The organism is Morganella morganii, from assembly GCF_041099235.1.
Taxonomy (GTDB): Bacteria; Pseudomonadota; Gammaproteobacteria; order Enterobacterales; family Enterobacteriaceae; genus Morganella; species Morganella morganii_E.
This window is the reverse complement of sequence record NZ_JBFZSO010000003.1, coordinates 467,117-485,123: the sequence shown is the minus strand read 5'-3', so window position 1 is coordinate 485,123 and position 18,007 is coordinate 467,117. Positions and strand designations below refer to the sequence as shown.

Genomic DNA, 18,007 nt, shown 5'->3' with positions numbered 1-18,007 from the left:
AGTTCAGTCCGGTTTTACCAGCCCGATCACACCTTCACTGAGGGTAATTTTTCCCTGTGTTTTCAGGCGCAGCAGAACTTTGTCGGTATGACGCCGCGATGTACCGAGAATGCTGGCCAGCATGTCACGGGGAAGATGGATCTGATGGCCGCTGATTTGTGTCAGCATATAGAGCAGATTGTTTTCGATGGAATCAACCGCATTCATCAGCCGCTGTTCCCCGTTGATAAGGCAGCGTTTTGCCAGCTGGCGGTTAAGCAGCAGAGACAGGCGGTGATCCTGCGACAGCCAGGACAGAAATGTTGCCGCCGGCATCCGCAGTACACGGCAGTCTGACAGCGCAATCACATCATAACGGTATGCCTGCCGGCAAATCGCCTCCATCTCCCCGAGAAATTCACCACGGTAGCAGAATGTCAGCCCGACCTGTTTACCATTCTCCGCCTGCTTATTAACAATAAACTCGCCGTCCAGAATGATATAAACCGCCTGAGCCGGGTCGCCCTGGCAAATCAGATTCTGTCCGTTATAGATATGCAGTGTGGTTACACTGTTTCTGACAACATCCGGCGCATCACGGAGCAGGCCGTCTGCCTCCGGCAGCAGCTCTTCTTCGCTGAATTTCAGCCATAATTCACGAAACGGGGTTGTATTTTGCATGTGGCGATATCTGTCAGGACGGGATAATCAGTAGGTAAACGTTAGCATGGTTAACAACAGGTTTGAACCGGTAAACGCCGGTTTTGACGGACTGCAGATTACCGGCAGCCCGTCAGTCAGATTACTTCAGCTCGTAGCCGTTCAGATACTGCTGCTGTTTAGTGGTCAGATTATCAAGTGAAACGCCCATATCCTGTAATTTCAGTGCCGCCACTTCGCGGTCGATTTCATCACTGACATCATAGACTTTCGCTTCCAGATCATGGCTGAGCAGATACTCGGCGCTGAGTGCCTGGAGGGCAAAACTCATGTCCATAATTTCTGCCGGATGCCCGTCCGCACAGGCAATATTAACCAGCGCACCACGGCCTAACAAATAGAGTGTGCGGCCATTTTTCAGGGTATAACCTTCGATATTCTCACGGGCAATTGTGACACCGTCACTTAATTGCTGAAGATCGGTCAGATTGATTTCATCCTCAAAGTGCCCGGTATTGCTGATGATGGCACCCTCTTTCATCAGACTGAAATGTCCGGATGTCAGCACGTCACAGCAGCCGGTGGCGGTGATAAAAATATCACCCAGCGGTGCCGCTGCAGACATGGTCATGACTGCAAAACCATCCATTTTCGCTTCCAGGGCTTTTATCGGATCAACTTCCGTGACAATTACTTCCGCACCCAGCCCTTTCGCCCGCATAGCACAACCTTTACCGCACCAGCCGTAACCGGCGACGACCACGGTTTTCCCGGCGATAACCAGGTTGGTGGTGCGCATAATGCCGTCAAAGGTGGATTGTCCGGTGCCGTAGCGGTTATCAAACAGATGTTTGGATTGCGCGCCGTTAATAGATAAAACAGGGAAATTCAGTGCGCCGCTTTTTTCACGGGCAACTGCGCGCAGAACACCGGTGGTGGTCTCTTCACAGGCACCAATAGTATGTTTTGCATATTCCGGATACAGACTGTGCAGTTCATGCACCAGGTCACCGCCGTCATCAATAACAATGTGCGGTTCACAGGCCAGAGTCTGTTTTACAAAGTTGCGGTAGGCTTCCGCATCCGCGCCGTGAATGGCAAATGTATGGATGCCGCTGACAACCAGTGCCGCCACAATATCGTCTTTGGTGGACATCGGATTACTGCCGGTGACGGACACTTCAGCCCCGCCTGCTGCCAGAACCCGTGCCAGATAGGCGGTTTTGGCTTCCAGGTGAATAGAGAGCGCAATACGTTTTCCGGCAAACGGCTGTTCTTGTGTAAAGCGCTGTTCCAGTGCGCGCAGCAGCGGCATGTGAGCGCGAACCCAGGTGATTTTTTGCTCACCCTGTGGTGCTAAGGAGAGATCTTTATAAATACTGGTAACCATGGCAACTCCTGCATACGTCTTTTATCACGGGATAAGCCACATTAACCGGAGGTTGCCGGGGTCTCCAGGGCATTTGCCCTGAATCAGAAAAAAAAGAGTTTGATAACAGACGTCATTATTTTTTCTCAGGTTATTCAGGTGATCATCGTCAGAACCACCGGCAGTGTCAGCACGGCAACCATGGTCTGAAACGTGATAATCCCGGCCATCAGCTGGCTGTCACCGCCAAGCTGACGCGATAAAATATAGGCGGTCGGTGCGGTCGGAATGGCAAAAAAGATCACAAACAGTTGATATTCCAGTTGGGTTAATCCCATCACGGTCGCTACCGCAATCGCCAGCAATGGCATAACACACAGGCGGACAAGGCTGTTAAGGCTGATTTTCAGTGCGGAATAGCGGATGGTCGCTGTCTGCAATGCCGCCCCGACACACAACAGCCCCAGCGGCAGACTGGCTCCGGCCAGCAGCCCGGCAAACTGGCTGGTGTTATACGGCAGCCCGGTGCCGGTGACATTCAGGAGCATACCGATAATACAGGAGATAATCAGCGGGTTTGTCAGAATGGGTAACAACAGGCGGCGCAGCGATAACTGCTGAAATTCAGATAACGCAATCACGGAAATGATATTACACAGCGGAACCAGTACCGCGAGGATCACTGCAGCGACCGCCACACCGGACGGACCGTAAAAATCATTGACAATGGATAACCCGAGATAGGTATTAAAGCGAATCGCCCCCTGCAGCAGCACACCGAATTCCGCCGTTGGTATTCCGCGCAGACGCTTTACCACCGCAAATGCCGCAGTGGCCAGCCCGAGCATAATCACCAGTGCGATTGCCAGTTTCGGCAGTTGCGGATTATCCAGCGGAGCAACAGCCAGACTGTTGATAAGCAGTGCCGGAAATAAGATATAGTAGTTCAGCTTTTCCGCGCCGTTCCAGAACCCGGCATCGAAAACCGGCCGCCGCTTCAGAATGCAGCCGAGCAGAATCAGTGCAAACAGCGGCCATAATGTCATCAGAATTGCGAACATCAGCGGAAATCCGGCAAGAACAGTATTTCTGCATCATAACAGGAACAACGGGTTACGCGAGCAGCAGTGCCGGTTTTGTATCGCTGATCGCGTTTTTACATTTTATCCGCCGCTGCGCATAAAACGCACTACGCTTTGCCGGGGTTATATGTTAGTCCGCAGCGATATCATTATCCGTTAAGCTGGGAAAATCCGGGTGACAGTGTCACGCTTGCAGGCGGCGAGCTATCACCACCAATACGCCGCAGCAGACGCGTTGCGGCACTGCGGCCCACATCCCGCGATGGCTGGGTGATAAAGGCTACCGGGATGTCATACAGTGCTTCACTGCCGATATCATCAAACCCCACCAGGGCGATTTCCTGAGTGAAATAACTTTCGTTATCCCCCTGTCTGACCGTGTTACCGGTGCTCAGGGCGGCAAAATACGCGCCCAGCGCCGTGCCGGTGTTGTGGCAGACGATCGCACTGACTTTGGGATACTGATACATAAATTCAGATACCCGGCGGATGATATTCTGCTGTTTGTTATCCGTTTCCACTATCCATTCGGTGCGGAACGGTAACCCGTATTGCACCAGTGTCGAGCAGTAACCACCGACCCGCTCAGCGCGGGTGAGAGAGTCACTTTCACCGCCGAAATAAGCAATCTGGCGGTGACCGTTTTTGATCAGGTATTCCGTTGCCATTCTGGCGGCAGAGGCATTGTCCGGGCGGACAACATCAATACCGGAGAACTCACTGGCCCGTGCCGCACACACCATCGGAATCTGATAATGGTTTACCCGCTCAACCACATCATTGGTGAGAAATTTTCCGCCGCCGACAATCACACCGTCCACGCCGTAGCGGATCAGGCTGTCCAGTGAGCGGGCAAACCCGGCAGAAGAATTGCCGCACTGAGTCAGAAAGACCTGTTTGCCTTGTGTTTCTGCATATTCACTGACACCGGCGGCGACTTCCGCATAAAACGGTTCAGTAATATCTTTGACAATCAGGCCAATTACATTGGAGATATTGTCCCGCAGTGTGGCTGCCTGCTGATTGCGGACATACCCGAGTTCTTCAATTGCTGCGTTGACTTTTTCCGCTGTTTTCCGCGAGATCCGCCCTTTTCCGCTCAGTACCAGTGACACCGTGGTCACGGATACCCCTGCCTGCTGCGCCACATCGACTATCGTGACTTTTCTGAGATTCATAACGCCGGATATTTCCTTATGCTCAGGATACTGCACGGGATTTTACACAAAATCAGATAAAACGTTTTATCTATTTCCGAAATATGGTTGCTGTGTCATGTTTATTTTTTGTGATCGGGCAACTATTATAATTTGGTAAAACGTTTTATCTTATTTTACCTTCACAACACCACACTGACATTTACAGGATACCGTATGAGTAGCCAACCAAAACAAAAAGTCACGCTCTGGGAGTTTTTCCAGGGACTGGGCAAAACCTTTATGCTGCCTGTCGCGCTGCTCTCGTTCTGCGGGATCATCCTCGGCATCGGCAGTTCCCTCAGCAGCCGGGATGTACTGACACTGCTGCCGTTTCTGGATCACACCGTCTTCCAGTTACTGTTCACCTGGATGAGCAAAATCGGCTCATTTGCTTTCAGTTTCCTGCCGGTGATGTTTGCTATCGCCATTCCGCTGGGACTGGCGCGTGAGAACAAAGGCGTAGCCGCATTTGCCGGGTTTGTCGGCTTTGCCGTGTTTAACCTCGCCACTAACTTCTACCTCACTGCCGCTGATATTTTACCAACCACCGACCCTGCCATTCTGAAAGCCCATAACATCCGCGATGTGCTGGGGATTCAGTCGATCGACAGCGGTATCCTAGGTGCGGTTATCGTCGGTATTATTGTGTATATGCTGCATGAGCGCTTCAATACTATCCGTCTGCCGGATGCCCTGGCGTTCTTCGGCGGTACCCGTTTTGTGCCGATTATCACCACCCTGGTACTTGGTCTGTGCGGCCTGCTGGTTCCGCTGATCTGGCCGTGGTTTGCGATGGGTATCAACGGATTAGGTAAACTGATTCAGAGCGCCGGGGCATTCGGACCGATGATTTTCGGCTCCGGTGAGCGGCTGTTACTGCCGTTTGGTCTGCATCACATACTGGTAGCGCTAATCCGCTTTACTGAAGCGGGCGGCACCATGGAAGTGTGCGGCAATACCGTTAACGGCGCACTGACCATTTTCCAGGCACAGCTTTCCTGCCCGGAAACCCAGGGCTTTGCGGCCAGCGCGACTCAGTTCCTGTCTCAGGGTAAAATGCCGGCATTCCTCGGCGGCCTGCCGGGTGCGGCATTAGCGATGTATCACTGTGCTCACCCTGAAAATCGTCATAAAATTAAGGGATTGCTGATCTCCGGGGTGGTCGCCTGCGTTATCGGCGGCACAACGGAACCGCTGGAATTCCTGTTCCTGTTTGTCGCACCGTTCCTGTATCTGATCCACGCGATTCTGACCGGTCTGGGCTTTACCGTGATGGCGATTACCGGTGTCACTATCGGTAATACCGACGGTAACCTGATTGACTTTGTGGTCTTCGGCATTCTCCACGGCATCCAGACCAAGTGGTATATGGTGCCGGTTGTGGCCTTTATCTGGTTCGCTTCTTACTATGCGATTTTCCGTTTCGCCATTACCCGCTTCAATATCAAAACCCCGGGCCGCGATACAGACACCAAAGAAAGCGCACCGGCAACCGGCAGTTCCGCAGGGAAATCCGGCTATGATGTTCCGGCCATTCTGGCTGCGCTGGGCGGTAAAGAAAACATTATTTCACTGGATAACTGTATCACCCGTCTGCGGATGTCCGTGCAGGACATGAGCAAAGTGGATGACGCGCAGCTCAAAGCATTACGGGCGATCGGGGTGGTCCATCTGAATGAACATAACTTACAGGTGGTTATCGGCCCGCAGGTTCAGTCTGTCAAAGATGAACTGGAAAAGCTGATGAAATATGCTCCTGATTCTGCTCAGCCGGAACCGCAAAACGCCTGATAACTGACACCGCACTGCCTGACAGTGCGGTTTTTCTTTCCGGAGAAACTATGTCCTCTCTCTTTTCTGTCCCGGTTGACCGCCATGGCACTTACTGCACGCAATGGGATTTTGTGCAGGATCGCTTTGGTCAGGCGGATTTACTGCCTTTTACTATCTCAGATATGGATTTCGTCACCGCGCCGGTGATCCTGAAAGCCATTTCAGAACGCACCGCGCACGGCGTATTCGGCTACAGCCGCTGGCAGCACAATGATTTTCTCAGCGCTGTTGCACACTGGTTTTCATCCCGCTTTCAGGCGCAGATTGATACTCAGGCGCTGGTGTACGGGCCGTCGGTGATTTACATGGTCAGTCAGATGATCCGCCTGTGGTCACAGCCAGGTGACGGTGTGGTGGTGCATACCCCGGCGTATGATGCATTTTATAAGACGATCACCGGCAATCAGCGCACTGTTATTCCCTGCCCGCTGCAAAAAACAACAGACGGCTGGTGGTGCGATATGGATGCGCTGGGATCCCTGCTTGCAAAACCGGAGACACGGATTCTGCTGCTGTGCAGCCCGCATAACCCGACCGGAAAAGTCTGGACCCGCGAAGAACTGACCACCATGGCAGAATTGTGCGGGCGGCATAATGTGCGGGTGATCAGTGATGAAATTCATATGGATCTGTGCCGTGCACCGCATCAGCACACGCCGTGGTCTGAAACCGGGCGCGGGGAATGGGCGTTATTCACCTCAGCATCCAAATCCTTCAATATCCCGGCACTGACCGGCGCTTACGGGCTGATTTCAGATACCGCTTCCCGTGAAGCCTATTTTCATCAGCTGAAAGCCTGTGACGGGCTATCTTCCCCTGCGGTACTGGCGGTTATCGCTCATATCGCGGCCTACCGGGAAGGTGCGCCATGGCTGGATGAGCTGCGTGATTATCTCTTTGCTAATCTGGACTATATAAAGCAGCGGCTGGATGCGGAATTTCCGCAGCTGAACTGGCAGGTACCGGAATCCACCTATCTGGCATGGATAGACCTGAACCCGCTGAATATTGATGATAAAGCCCTGCAATATGATCTTATCACACGGGAAAAAGTAGCGATCATGCCGGGATATACCTACGGAGAGGAAGGACGCGGATTTTTGCGTCTCAATGCCGGATGCCCGCGTGATAAGCTCGCCGCAGGCATGGATAAACTAATTCACGCGCTGAAATTACGCTGATTTTTTGCACGACCCGGGCGCATTCTCTGCGCCCCGGTTATTCGTGTTTGCCGACCTTATTGCGCAAGGCGCGGCGTAAATAGGAAAACGGTAAGCTGGGACACGACTTATCTGCGGGTCTGCCGGTGTTCACCGCTTCCTGTTTTTCATCCTGAACCGGCTTTTCCGGCGGGATTTTCCCGGAGGTGGTGTTTTCCGCCATATTATTCCCCTTCTTTACTCAGTGCGTCGTTAACTGCTTCTATTTTCCGTACTGCATCATTAAGAATATCGGCGATCTGCCCGAGCTTGGTTTCATCCAGTTCGCTGGTGACCAGTTTATGACGCAGCAGTGCCCGTAAATTTCCCAGCGCCTGTTCGATTTCATCTGATAACAGTGAACCACGGCGGAAGGATTTGGTTTCCTGCAGGCGCTGTGCAATCTGTTCCAGAACATCGGTGTTCTCTTCCAGATGCATTTTGCCTTCCGGTGTCAGGCTGTAACTTTTACGGCCGTTACCGGTGTTTTCCGCGACAATCAGCTGCTGATCTTCGAGCAGGGTCAGTGTCGGGTAAATCACGCCCGGACTCGGTGTATAGAGGCCGGAAGTCAGCTGACCGATAGATTTGATTAACTCATAACCGTGGCTCGGTTTCTGGTTAAGATTGGCCAGCATCATAATACGCAGGTCGCCATGATCAAGCAGGCGGCGAAGCCCTTTTCCGCGACCGCGGTGACGACCGTGTTCGCGCCCTTCGTGACAACCGTGGCCTTCGTGGTGCTCATGATGATCGCCGTGGCAACCCTGTTCATGTTGTCCGTGATGACCACCATGGCAGCAATGACTGCGGTGTTCGCCGTGGCAACGGTGCCCGTCTTGTCCGTGGCGTTCCCCGTGACGGCCGCCATGGCCCCCGCGGCGCTGACGCCCTTCCTGTGAATCACAGGCGCGGTGGCGTAAAGCATGAAGAAACATAATAAATTCCTTTTGTGACAGATAATGATAATCAGCAAAATCAGATTTTAGATATATCTGTTTTACCTTCAGGAACTACTATAGCCCCCCGGAATAAAAAGATCAAATTAGATATATCTAAAACAGCACATTTTGTTTTTTAACGGGAATGATTATCACTATCGCAGTATAGCAGGAAGTGACCTGCACTATCAGCAAATGGTGCGAAACACACTGACAGTGCAGGTATAAAGGAAAAAAATCAGAAGTCAGGATTAATCAGAACAATTTTTCCGGTTAAATCGCCGGACTCCATCAGCTGGTGGGCCTGTGCAGCATCCGCCAGATTAAAGGTATAGTTGACCAGTGGCTTGACCTTTCCTGCGCGCAGCAGCGGCCAGACTTTATGCGCAAGATCACGGGCAATAACCGCCTTCTCTTCCGGTGTCCGCGCCCGCAGTGTTGAGCCGGTATGCAGCAGGCGTTTTACCATCAGCGGCATCAGATTCAGGTTCTGCGGATTACCGCGCATCAGGCCGATCTGGATAATCCGTCCGCCTTTGGCTGCAACCTCATAGTTTTTACTGACATAATCACCACCGATAAGGTCAACAACCATATTCACGCCCTGCCCGCCGGTCAGTTCCGGAATCACCTGTGCAAAATCCTCTTCACGGTAATTAATGACGTGATCGGCTCCCAGTTGCCGGGCAAGCTCTGCTTTTTCACTGCTGCCGACGGTGGTGTATACCGTGGCACCAAAGGCTTTCGCCAGCATGATTGCCACACTGCCGATACCGGAGGTGCCGCCGTGGATAAGCACACTCTCTTCACTCTGCAGTTTGCCGGTCTGGAAGACGTTCGCCCATACGGTGAAAAAGTTTTCCGGAATGGCTGCCGCTTCGGTGTAACTCAGGTTTTCCAGCGGCAACGCGATGCTGTCATGAACCAGGCAATATTCCGCATATCCCCCGCCCGCAACCAGCGCACACACTTTATCGCCGACCTGACGGCGTTTGCAGTCTTCCCCGACTGCCACAACTTCACCCGCGATTTCCAGCCCCGGAATCGGGGACGCATCCGGCGGCGGCGGGTAACTGCCCTGACGCTGGAAGACATCAGGCCGGTTAACACCGGCAGCGGCCACTTTAACCAGCAGGTATTCTCCCTGTACCTTCGGCAACGGCATCTCAATCGCCTGTAATACTTCCGGGCCGCCGGGCCGGGTAATATCAATTGCCATCATCGATTCAGGTAATGCATATGACATCATTACTTTTCCTTAAAGAGTCCCGGTTTTGTAATACCTGTCTTTTTATGACGAGTCAGGCAAATTACAGTTTCAGCATAGTGCAGCATATCAAAGATAGCACTGCATGTTTATGACGATGTATTATGTCCGGCTCCTGCTTTTTTATATTTTTTATCTGTGCCGGGTTGTGTTTCTTTTCGTTATTTATTTGTGATGTTTTTTAATGTATCACACCACTTTATAACGTGAAAAGAACGCATTATTCATATTTAACCGGCTCATTAACATACTGATAAGCAGGAAATTGACCTGTGTTCACCCTCTCTGTTATTTTAAACCGGATTATTGAGAGTTTAATCAAATAATTCACATTATGACATCACGGAAAAAGCATAATATGTCAATATTATGCCCCTGTTTTCAGCCCGGTATGACGATATTTAAACTCAGACCACTTACCACTTTTGGTAGTCTGTGATAAAATTGATTCAAATCAATATTATTTCAAGAGCAAGCCTATGATCCCGGAAAAACGTGTAGTACGTAGAATTCAATCAGGTGGCTGCGCGATCCACTGCCAGGATTGCAGCATCAGCCAGCTTTGCATCCCGTTCACGCTCAATGAGCATGAGCTGGATCAGCTCGACAATATCATCGAGCGTAAAAAGCCTATCCAGAAAGGTCAGGCACTGTTTAAAGCCGGAGATGAGCTGAAATCACTGTATGCAATCCGCTCCGGGACCATCAAGAGCTACACCATCACCGAAGAAGGTGATGAGCAGATCACCGGCTTCCATCTTGCCGGCGACCTGGTCGGCTTTGATGCCATTATCAATACCGAGCATCCGAGCTTCGCCCAGGCGCTGGAAACGTCCATGGTCTGTGAGATTCCGTATGAAACTCTGGATGACCTGTCCGGCAAAATGCCGAATCTGCGCCAGCAGATGATGCGCCTGATGAGTGGCGAAATCAAAGGTGATCAGGAAATGATCCTGCTGCTCTCCAAAAAGAATGCGGAAGAGCGCCTGGCGGCCTTTATTTATAACCTGTCCCGTCGTTTTGCGCAGCGTGGCTTCTCCCCGCGTGAATTCCGCCTGACCATGACCCGTGGTGACATCGGTAACTATCTGGGCCTGACGGTTGAAACCATCAGCCGTCTGCTGGGGCGTTTCCAGAAGAGCGGAATGCTGGCGGTAAAAGGCAAATATATCACCATCGAAGATATGGAACAGCTGGCTGCACTGGCTGGTAAAGTGCCTGCACTGCCGCAGGATTAGTAATTCCCCTCCCGGCAGCATTTTTGGTTGCCGTAAAACGCATCAGACCGGTTAATTTCGGTCTGGTGCGAATATTTCCTACATTACTGCTCCCGTTTGGTTTATCTTTATAGATACGTATCCAGCCCCGCGAGGAGAGATGAATGTCTGAATATCAGAACCTCTTAGTTGCAATAGACCCCAATCAGGATGATCAGCCGGCATTACGGCGTGCGGTATATATCGTGCAACGCAATGGCGGACGCATCAAAGCTTTCTTACCTATCTATGATCTGTCATACGATATGACTACTCTGTTATCCCCCGAAGAGCGGGATGCGATGCGCAAAGGCGTGATTGCCCAGCGTTGCGCGTGGATCAAACAGCAGGCGCGTTATTATCTGGAAGCCGGCATTGATATCGAAGTGAAAGTGGTATGGCATAACCGGCCTTATGAGGCGATTATCAGGGAAGTTGTCAGTGGTGGTCATGATCTGCTGCTGAAAATGGCACATCAGAATGATAAGTTTGAGTCTCTGATTTTCACTCCGCTGGACTGGCAGCTTCTGCGCAAATGTCCGTGTCCGGTCTGGATGGTTAAGGATAAAGTCTGGCCGGAACAGGGTTCTGTGGTGGTCGGTGTGAACTTGTCCAATGAAGAATCCTACCATGACGCGCTGAATCTCAAACTGGTGTCACTGACACAGGATCTCGCAAAACGGATTGTGAAAGACCCGGCAATCCATCTGGTCAGTGCTTATCCGGTAGCACCTATCAATATCGCTATCGAATTACCGGATTTTGACCCGAATACTTACAACAATGCACTGCGCGGCCAGCACCTTATCGCCATGAAAGAGCTGCGCCAGCAATTCGCCATAGGCGAGGAGTACACCCACGTTTATGAGGGATTACCGGAGAAAGTGATCCCGGAAGTGTGCGGTGAACTGAATGCCGGGGTAGTGGTGCTGGGTATTATCGGCCGGACCGGTATTTCTGCCGCGTTCCTCGGCAATACCGCAGAGCATGTTATCGACCATCTGAAGTGTGATTTGCTGGCGGTGAAACCGGACGGTTTTGTTTGTCCGATCGATACCAGTGAAGATGATTAATAACAGATTAGATTAAGTATAAAAAGGCGGGAATTATTTCCCGCCTTTTTCATTTTATCCCGGATTACAGTGCGCGCAGAATAGCGTCACAGCTGGCTTTGGCATCGCCAAACAGCATCTGGGTGTTTTCTTTGAAGAACAGCGGGTTCTGAACCCCGGCGTAACCGGTATTCATCGAACGTTTGAAGACAATCACGTTCTGCGCTTTCCACACTTCCAGAACCGGCATCCCGGCAATCGGGCTGTTCGGATCTTCCAGTGCCGCAGGGTTAACAGTGTCGTTCGCGCCGATCACCAGCACCACGTCGGTGTCTTTGAAATCATCATTGATTTCATCCATTTCCAGCACGATATCGTAAGGCACTTTTGCTTCAGCCAGCAGGACGTTCATGTGTCCCGGAAGACGACCGGCAACCGGATGGATACCAAAACGGACTTCGATGCCCTTATCACGCAGTTTCTGAGTGATATCGTGAACCGGATACTGAGCCTGGGCAACCGCCATACCGTAGCCCGGGGTGATGATAACGGAACTTGCCCCTTTGAGCATCTCCGCCACATCTTCCGCACTGATTTCACGGTGTTCACCCTGCTCTTCATCGCCGGATGATGCCGTACCGTCAGTACCGAAACCGCCGGCAATCACACTGATAAAGGAGCGGTTCATCGCCTTACACATAATGTAAGACAGGATCGCACCGGAAGAACCAACCAGCGCACCGGTGACAATCAGCAGGTCGTTGCTGAGCATAAAGCCCGCCGCCGCCGCTGCCCAGCCTGAGTATGAGTTCAGCATGGAGACCACAACCGGCATGTCCGCACCGCCGATAGAGGCGACGAGATGCCAGCCGAAGGCCAGTGCAATCACGGTCATCAGGATCAGGGTGAAGACCTGTAAGCCGGTGCTGTCAGTTTTGACAAAAGTCCATAACAGCAGGAAGGACACCACCAGTGCCGCCAGGTTCAGTTTGTGGCGGTTAGGCAGCATCAGCGGTTTGGAGGATAATTTTCCGCATAATTTGCCGTAAGCAACAATAGAACCGGTGAAGGTCACCGCACCGATAAAGATGCCGAGGAACACTTCTGTCAGGTGAATGTTATTCATCACCGCAGAGGTCAGTGCCTGGTCGTGATCCATATAGCTGTTGAAACCGACCAGTACCGCTGCCAGACCCACAAAGCTGTGCAGAACAGCAACCAGCTCCGGCATTTCGGTCATTTCGACTTTACGTGCCAGACGAATACCAATCACGGCACCAATCACCATGGCAACAATAATCCAGCCGATATTGGCAGAATACGGTCCGAAGATGGTGGCAACCAGCGCGATAGCCATACCGGTAATACCCAGCAGGTTACCCCGTTGTGAGGTTTCATGGCGGGATAACCCGGCCAGACTGAAAATAAATAAGATTGCGGCAACAATATATGCCGCTGTAACGACTCCGCCCGACATATTCATTACCCCTTACGAAACATTTTAAGCATACGCTGTGTGACGGTGAATCCGCCGAAAATATTGATACTGGCAATCAGTACCGCAATAAAGGAGAAGAATGTCACCCAGCCGCCGCTGCCGATTTGCAGCAGTGCGCCGACAACAATGATCCCCGAGATTGCGTTGGTCACCGCCATCAGCGGGGTATGCAGCGCATGGCTGACATTCCAGACCACGTAATAGCCGACAACACAGGAGAGTGCAAACACGGTAAAGTGGGATAAGAACTCCGGCGGAGCCACATTCGCCAGCCAGGAGAACAGGATAAATGCCAGTGCCATCAGGCCGTATTTCAGCCACGGTGACATTGGTTTTTCCGGTTTTTTCTCTGCTTTGACAGCAGCCGGTTTTGCCTGCGGCTGTGCGGATACCTGAATCGGCGGTGCAGGCCAGGTGATTTCACCGGCTTTCACTACCGTCAGACCGCGGATCACCACATCATCAAAATCAATGTTGATCTGCCCGTCTTTCTCTTTGCACATCAGCTTCATCAGGTTCACCAGGTTGGTACCGTAAAGCTGGGATGACTGCGTGGCAAGACGCGCCGCCAGGTCGGTGTAACCGATGATTTTGACACCGTTTTCTGTGGTGTGGATTTCACCCGGTACGGTCAGTTCACAGTTACCGCCGTTCTGAGCCGCCAGGTCAACAATTACGCTGCCTGATTTCATCGACTCAACCATTTCTCTGGTGATAAGTTTCGGTGCCGGTTTGCCCGGAATCAGTGCGGTGGTGACAATGATATCCACTTCTTTCGCCTGATCTGCAAACAGCGCCATCTCAGCCTTAATAAAGGCCTCCGACATGACTTTTGCATAACCGTCACCGCTGCCCGCAGTTTCTTCGAAATCGAGTTCGAGGAATTCGGCACCCATACTTTTAACCTGATCTTTTACCTCAGGACGGGTGTCAAAGGCACGGACAATGGCCCCGAGGCTGCCTGCCGCACCGATAGCGGCCAGACCGGCAACCCCGGCACCGATAACCAGCACTTTGGCAGGCGGTACTTTACCGGCGGCGGTGATCTGCCCGGTGAAGAAACGACCGAAGGCGTTGGCGGCTTCCACAATGGCACGGTAACCGGCGATATTGGCCATCGAACTCAGTGCATCCAGCGACTGGGCGCGTGAGATACGCGGTACAGAATCCATCGCGAAGACGTTAACACCCTGTGCCGCCAGTTTTTCCAGCAGCTGCGGGTTCTGGGCCGGCCAGATAAAGCTGACCAGTGAACTGCCCGCCTTCATCAGCGGAATTTCATCATCCTGAGGGGCATTCACTTTAAAAATAAGGTCAGACTGCCAGGCTTCCTGTGTGCTGACAATATCAGCACCGGCTTCGCGGTAAGCGTTGTCATCAAAACTGGCAAGATGACCGGCTCCTGTTTCAACAGCCACATCAAATCCGAGTTTTTTCAGTTGTATTACTGTTGCCGGCGTGGCGGCGACCCGGGTTTCATTGGACTGTCGCTCTTTTGGTACACCAATACGCATAATGTTCCCTTATATAAGCTCAAGTGTTTTACGGATGATTGGTCGGACATGTGCGTAAAAAAACAACCAACTGCACAAATTCAGATCAAAAGCACCCTTTTATCCGATATGTCCTAATAAGCTACTGAAAAATGTGATATCGATCCATCTAATTTGTTTGCCGGATGAAATTAAAACGGTATTTATCCGGGTGGAAATTTTTTTTGCCGATAAATGACTATGATTGCATAAATTTATGGTAAAAATAGCTGTATGATTAACAGTCGTTAGATTGCACGATAAATTAAAGCGACAACAAGCACAAATACATGTCATAATTGTGCGGCCAGGATATAAAATTTACAGGTTCAGCACGTTATGAATATTAATTGCGCAAGGCGGAAGGATTTTGTATGAAGCTGAAAACAACGGTCATCGCATCTGCGATGTTTTTTTCATTTACCAGTCTGCTCCCCGCTCAGGCGGCACAGGAATTAACACCGGAACAGGCCGCTCAGTACCAGCCTTTCGAGCGGATTGCAGTTACAGGGCGTTTTAATGCTATTTATGAAGCCGCAGCTGCCGTTTCGCGTAAAGCAGACAAAATGGGTGCCGATGCTTTCTATATCCAGAGCCTCGATGATCTGAACAACAACGGCAATATGCGTGTTGTTGCGGATGTTTACCACCGCGATGCACCACCGGCCGAGAAAAAAGGCTACCGCCAGTTCCGTGGCGTTAATGAATTACCTGAGAAAGATGCCATCGGCCTTCAGCCGTTTGATACCGTCACTGTCAGCGGCTTTTTTGCCAACAGCCCTGATCTGAACGACGCTATCGCCAAAGAAGCGGTGAAAAAAGATGCGGCCTCTTTCTTTATCGTCCGTAATATTTTCACCAACGATGGCGGTAACCAGCTGGTCACTGCATATGTCTATAAAGCGGATGCACCAAAACGTGTACTGCAGACAGAAGAAGCGCTGATCCCTGCGGATTCTGATGCCGGTCGTGCCGCACTGGCTGCCGGTGGTGAAGCTGCCAAACAGGTCGAAATCCCTGGTGTGGCCTCTTCCACTGATACCGCCGGTAATAATGTCGGCCGTTTCTTTGAAACCCAGTCCTCCCGCAGCGGACGTTATACCGTGACTCTGCCGGACGGCACCCAGGTTCAGGAACTGAACAAGGCGTCAGCCGCTGTTATGGCACCGTTTGACAGCGTAACCTTTACCGGTTACTACACCACGTCACCGGAAGTCTCTTATCAGGTCGCCAAACGTGCGGCAGCCAAAGGGGCGAAATATTACCATATCACCCGTCAGTGGCAGTCCAGCGGCGGTAACGTGACTATCAGCGCTGATTTATTTAAATAATCACCGCCTGACAACTCACCGGAAAAAGCGTATCTCTGATACGCTTTTTTTATGGCTTTTGTCCGGGGTATTAACACTTTCACTACATTCTTCTGCGGTCGTTATAATAAACAGTAAATATGCATAATATAATGCAATTAATGCATGATTAAACATTGCATATCCCGCCGTGTATCCGTACAATCAGCGCCAATTTTTGCGTATTCAGTCAGATTGACTGCATGAATACCCTGCTTACCGCATCAGATTTACCGGGAAGGTCTTTTGGATAAGAAACTTAGTTTAACCGCGCTCACTGCATTAGTGCTCAGTTCTATGGTTGGTGCCGGTGTGTTTAGTCTTCCGCAGAATATGGCCGAAGTGGCCAGTCCGGCTGCACTTATTATCGGCTGGTCAATTACCGGTGTCGGTATCCTCTTTCTGGCCTTCGCCCTGCTGCTGCTCTCCCGGCTGCGTCCGGATCTCGACGGCGGCATCTTTACCTATGCCAAAGACGGCTTCGGGGAGCTGATTGGTTTCTGCTCCGCCTGGGGATACTGGTTATGTGCGGTGATCGCCAATGTTTCCTATCTGGTGATTGTATTTGCAGCCTTCAGCTTTTTTACGGATACCCCGGACAATATTGTTTTCGGCGACGGAAATACCTGGCAGGCGCTGATTGGTGAATCTGTTCTGCTGTGGTTTGTGCATTGCCTGGTGCTGCGCGGGGTACAGACCGCAGCCGGTATCAATAAGCTGGCAACGTTCGCCAAGCTGGTGCCGCTCGGCCTGTTTATCGTGCTGGCGGTGATCGCGTTCCGCTGGGATACTTTCCATCTGGATTTCACCGGAGTGGATCTCGGTGTGCCGGTGTGGCAGCAGGTGAAAGATACCATGCTGATCACATTGTGGGTATTTATCGGGATTGAAGGTGCGGTTGTGGTTTCCGCCCGTGCCCGCCGCCGTAAAGATGTCGGTTTGGCGACCATGATGGCGGTGATTTCCGCACTGACGATTTATATCCTGGTTACCCTGCTGTCAATGGGTGTGGTTGCCCGTCCTGAACTGGCAGAAATGCGCAACCCGTCGATGGCAACACTAATGGTGAATCTGATTGGTGGCAGCGGCGAGATTATTATCGCAGCGGGTCTGATTATTTCCGTCTGTGGTGCATATCTGAGCTGGACAATTATGGCTGCCGAAGTGCCGTTTATCGCCGCACTGCATGGCTCTTTCCCGTCACCGTTTAAAAAACAGAATGCGAATAATGCCCCCTCCTCTTCTTTATGGATGACTAACGGCGCGGTACAACTGGCTCTGGTGCTGATCTGGCTCAGCGGCAGTAATTACAATACGCTGCTGACCATTGCTTCTGAAATGATTCTGGTGCCTTATTTTCTGGTCGGTGCATTCCTGGTAAAAACCGCCCTGAGAATGAAAAAACCGGCACTACTCGGTGTTGGCATGATCGCAGCCCTGTATGGCTTATGGCTGATTTATGCATCCGGCATTATCAATCTGATGCTGTCAGTTGTGCTGTATGCACCGGGTATTCTGGTATTTTTGTATGCCCTGAAAAACCGGGAGATAAAAACCACGCTGCATTTTATCGAATGGAGCATTATTGCGGCCCTGCTGATAGCAGCAGTTCCCGCACTCTGGTATCTGGTGCGCTGAAAATCTGAAAACAGGAGCCGGTCAGTGACCGGCTTTTTTGTCTCCCCCCGTCTCGTAATTTCCCTCTGGCAAACATAAACAAACACCGTTGCTTCCTGCGAACTATTTAAATAAGAATACACTGTATGTTGTAACTAAAATGATAAGAGAATA

At 51.3% G+C, this 18,007-nt stretch carries 15 protein-coding genes; 6 read left to right on the top strand and 9 right to left on the bottom strand.

Annotated features, from left to right (window positions below):
• Positions 1-3 precede the first annotated feature (3 nt).
• From AB7038_RS08350 to malI, 4 genes are all read right to left on the bottom strand, one after another.
• Positions 4-660, bottom strand: a complete 657-nt coding sequence (locus tag AB7038_RS08350; protein WP_262859189.1) for a Crp/Fnr family transcriptional regulator — start codon at positions 658-660, stop codon at positions 4-6.
• A gap of 121 nt (positions 661-781) precedes the next feature.
• Positions 782-2,029: an adenosylhomocysteinase gene (locus AB7038_RS08345; RefSeq protein ID WP_369453097.1), complete on the bottom strand. Its 1,248-nt coding sequence runs from the start codon at positions 2,027-2,029 to the stop codon at positions 782-784.
• A gap of 134 nt (positions 2,030-2,163) precedes the next feature.
• The gene (locus tag AB7038_RS08340; RefSeq protein ID WP_349417977.1) at positions 2,164-3,069 is read right to left on the bottom strand and encodes an AEC family transporter; all 906 of its coding nucleotides are present in this window, start codon (positions 3,067-3,069) and stop codon (positions 2,164-2,166) included.
• Between the two features lie 170 nt (positions 3,070-3,239).
• Positions 3,240-4,268, bottom strand: coding sequence for a Mal regulon transcriptional regulator MalI (gene malI / locus AB7038_RS08335; RefSeq protein WP_072867938.1), 1,029 nt, complete (start codon positions 4,266-4,268; stop codon positions 3,240-3,242).
• A gap of 195 nt (positions 4,269-4,463) precedes the next feature.
• On the opposite strand from malI, the gene malX reads away from it, so the two are divergent.
• Together malX and AB7038_RS08325 are read left to right on the top strand one after the other, a co-directional pair.
• On the top strand, positions 4,464-6,080 hold the full coding sequence (gene malX / locus AB7038_RS08330; RefSeq protein WP_368888387.1) for a maltose/glucose-specific PTS transporter subunit IIBC: 1,617 nt from the start codon (positions 4,464-4,466) through the stop codon (positions 6,078-6,080).
• Between the two features lie 50 nt (positions 6,081-6,130).
• Positions 6,131-7,303: a MalY/PatB family protein gene (locus tag AB7038_RS08325; RefSeq protein WP_369453096.1), complete on the top strand. Its 1,173-nt coding sequence runs from the start codon at positions 6,131-6,133 to the stop codon at positions 7,301-7,303.
• Positions 7,304-7,340: 37 nt separating this feature from the next.
• Here AB7038_RS08325 and AB7038_RS08320 read toward each other — a convergent pair whose 3' ends face one another.
• From AB7038_RS08320 to AB7038_RS08310, 3 genes are all read right to left on the bottom strand, one after another.
• Positions 7,341-7,505, bottom strand: a complete 165-nt coding sequence (locus AB7038_RS08320) for a hypothetical protein (RefSeq protein ID WP_004237547.1) — start codon at positions 7,503-7,505, stop codon at positions 7,341-7,343.
• Position 7,506: 1 nt separating this feature from the next.
• Entirely contained in the window at positions 7,507-8,259 is a 753-nt protein-coding gene (locus tag AB7038_RS08315) for a PadR family transcriptional regulator (RefSeq protein WP_369453095.1), read from the bottom strand.
• A 241-nt stretch (positions 8,260-8,500) separates the two neighbouring features.
• Complete coding sequence (locus AB7038_RS08310; protein WP_368888390.1) at positions 8,501-9,511, bottom strand: NAD(P)H-quinone oxidoreductase; 1,011 nt, start codon at positions 9,509-9,511, stop codon at positions 8,501-8,503.
• 497 nt (positions 9,512-10,008) lie between these two features.
• Here AB7038_RS08310 and AB7038_RS08305 point away from each other — a divergent pair, with 497 nt between their 5' ends.
• Together AB7038_RS08305 and uspE are read left to right on the top strand one after the other, a co-directional pair.
• Entirely contained in the window at positions 10,009-10,767 is a 759-nt protein-coding gene (locus tag AB7038_RS08305; protein WP_004237544.1) for an FNR family transcription factor, read from the top strand.
• A gap of 143 nt (positions 10,768-10,910) precedes the next feature.
• Positions 10,911-11,858, top strand: coding sequence for a universal stress protein UspE (gene uspE, locus AB7038_RS08300; protein ID WP_368888391.1), 948 nt, complete (start codon positions 10,911-10,913; stop codon positions 11,856-11,858).
• Between the two features lie 64 nt (positions 11,859-11,922).
• Here the strand turns inward: uspE and pntB are convergent, their stop codons facing one another.
• Positions 11,923-13,314, bottom strand: a complete 1,392-nt coding sequence (gene pntB / locus AB7038_RS08295) for a Re/Si-specific NAD(P)(+) transhydrogenase subunit beta (RefSeq protein ID WP_045138870.1) — start codon at positions 13,312-13,314, stop codon at positions 11,923-11,925.
• 5 nt (positions 13,315-13,319) lie between these two features.
• Complete coding sequence (pntA, locus tag AB7038_RS08290; RefSeq protein ID WP_349417972.1) at positions 13,320-14,849, bottom strand: Re/Si-specific NAD(P)(+) transhydrogenase subunit alpha; 1,530 nt, start codon at positions 14,847-14,849, stop codon at positions 13,320-13,322.
• 392 nt (positions 14,850-15,241) lie between these two features.
• Here pntA and ydgH point away from each other — a divergent pair, with 392 nt between their 5' ends.
• Both ydgH and AB7038_RS08280 read left to right on the top strand, forming a co-directional pair.
• Complete coding sequence (ydgH, locus tag AB7038_RS08285) at positions 15,242-16,198, top strand: DUF1471 family protein YdgH (protein WP_108657108.1); 957 nt, start codon at positions 15,242-15,244, stop codon at positions 16,196-16,198.
• 264 nt (positions 16,199-16,462) lie between these two features.
• A complete protein-coding gene (locus AB7038_RS08280) occupies positions 16,463-17,854 on the top strand; it encodes an amino acid permease (protein WP_369453094.1) in 1,392 nt (463 codons plus the stop codon).
• The last annotated feature ends 153 nt before the right edge of the window (positions 17,855-18,007 follow it).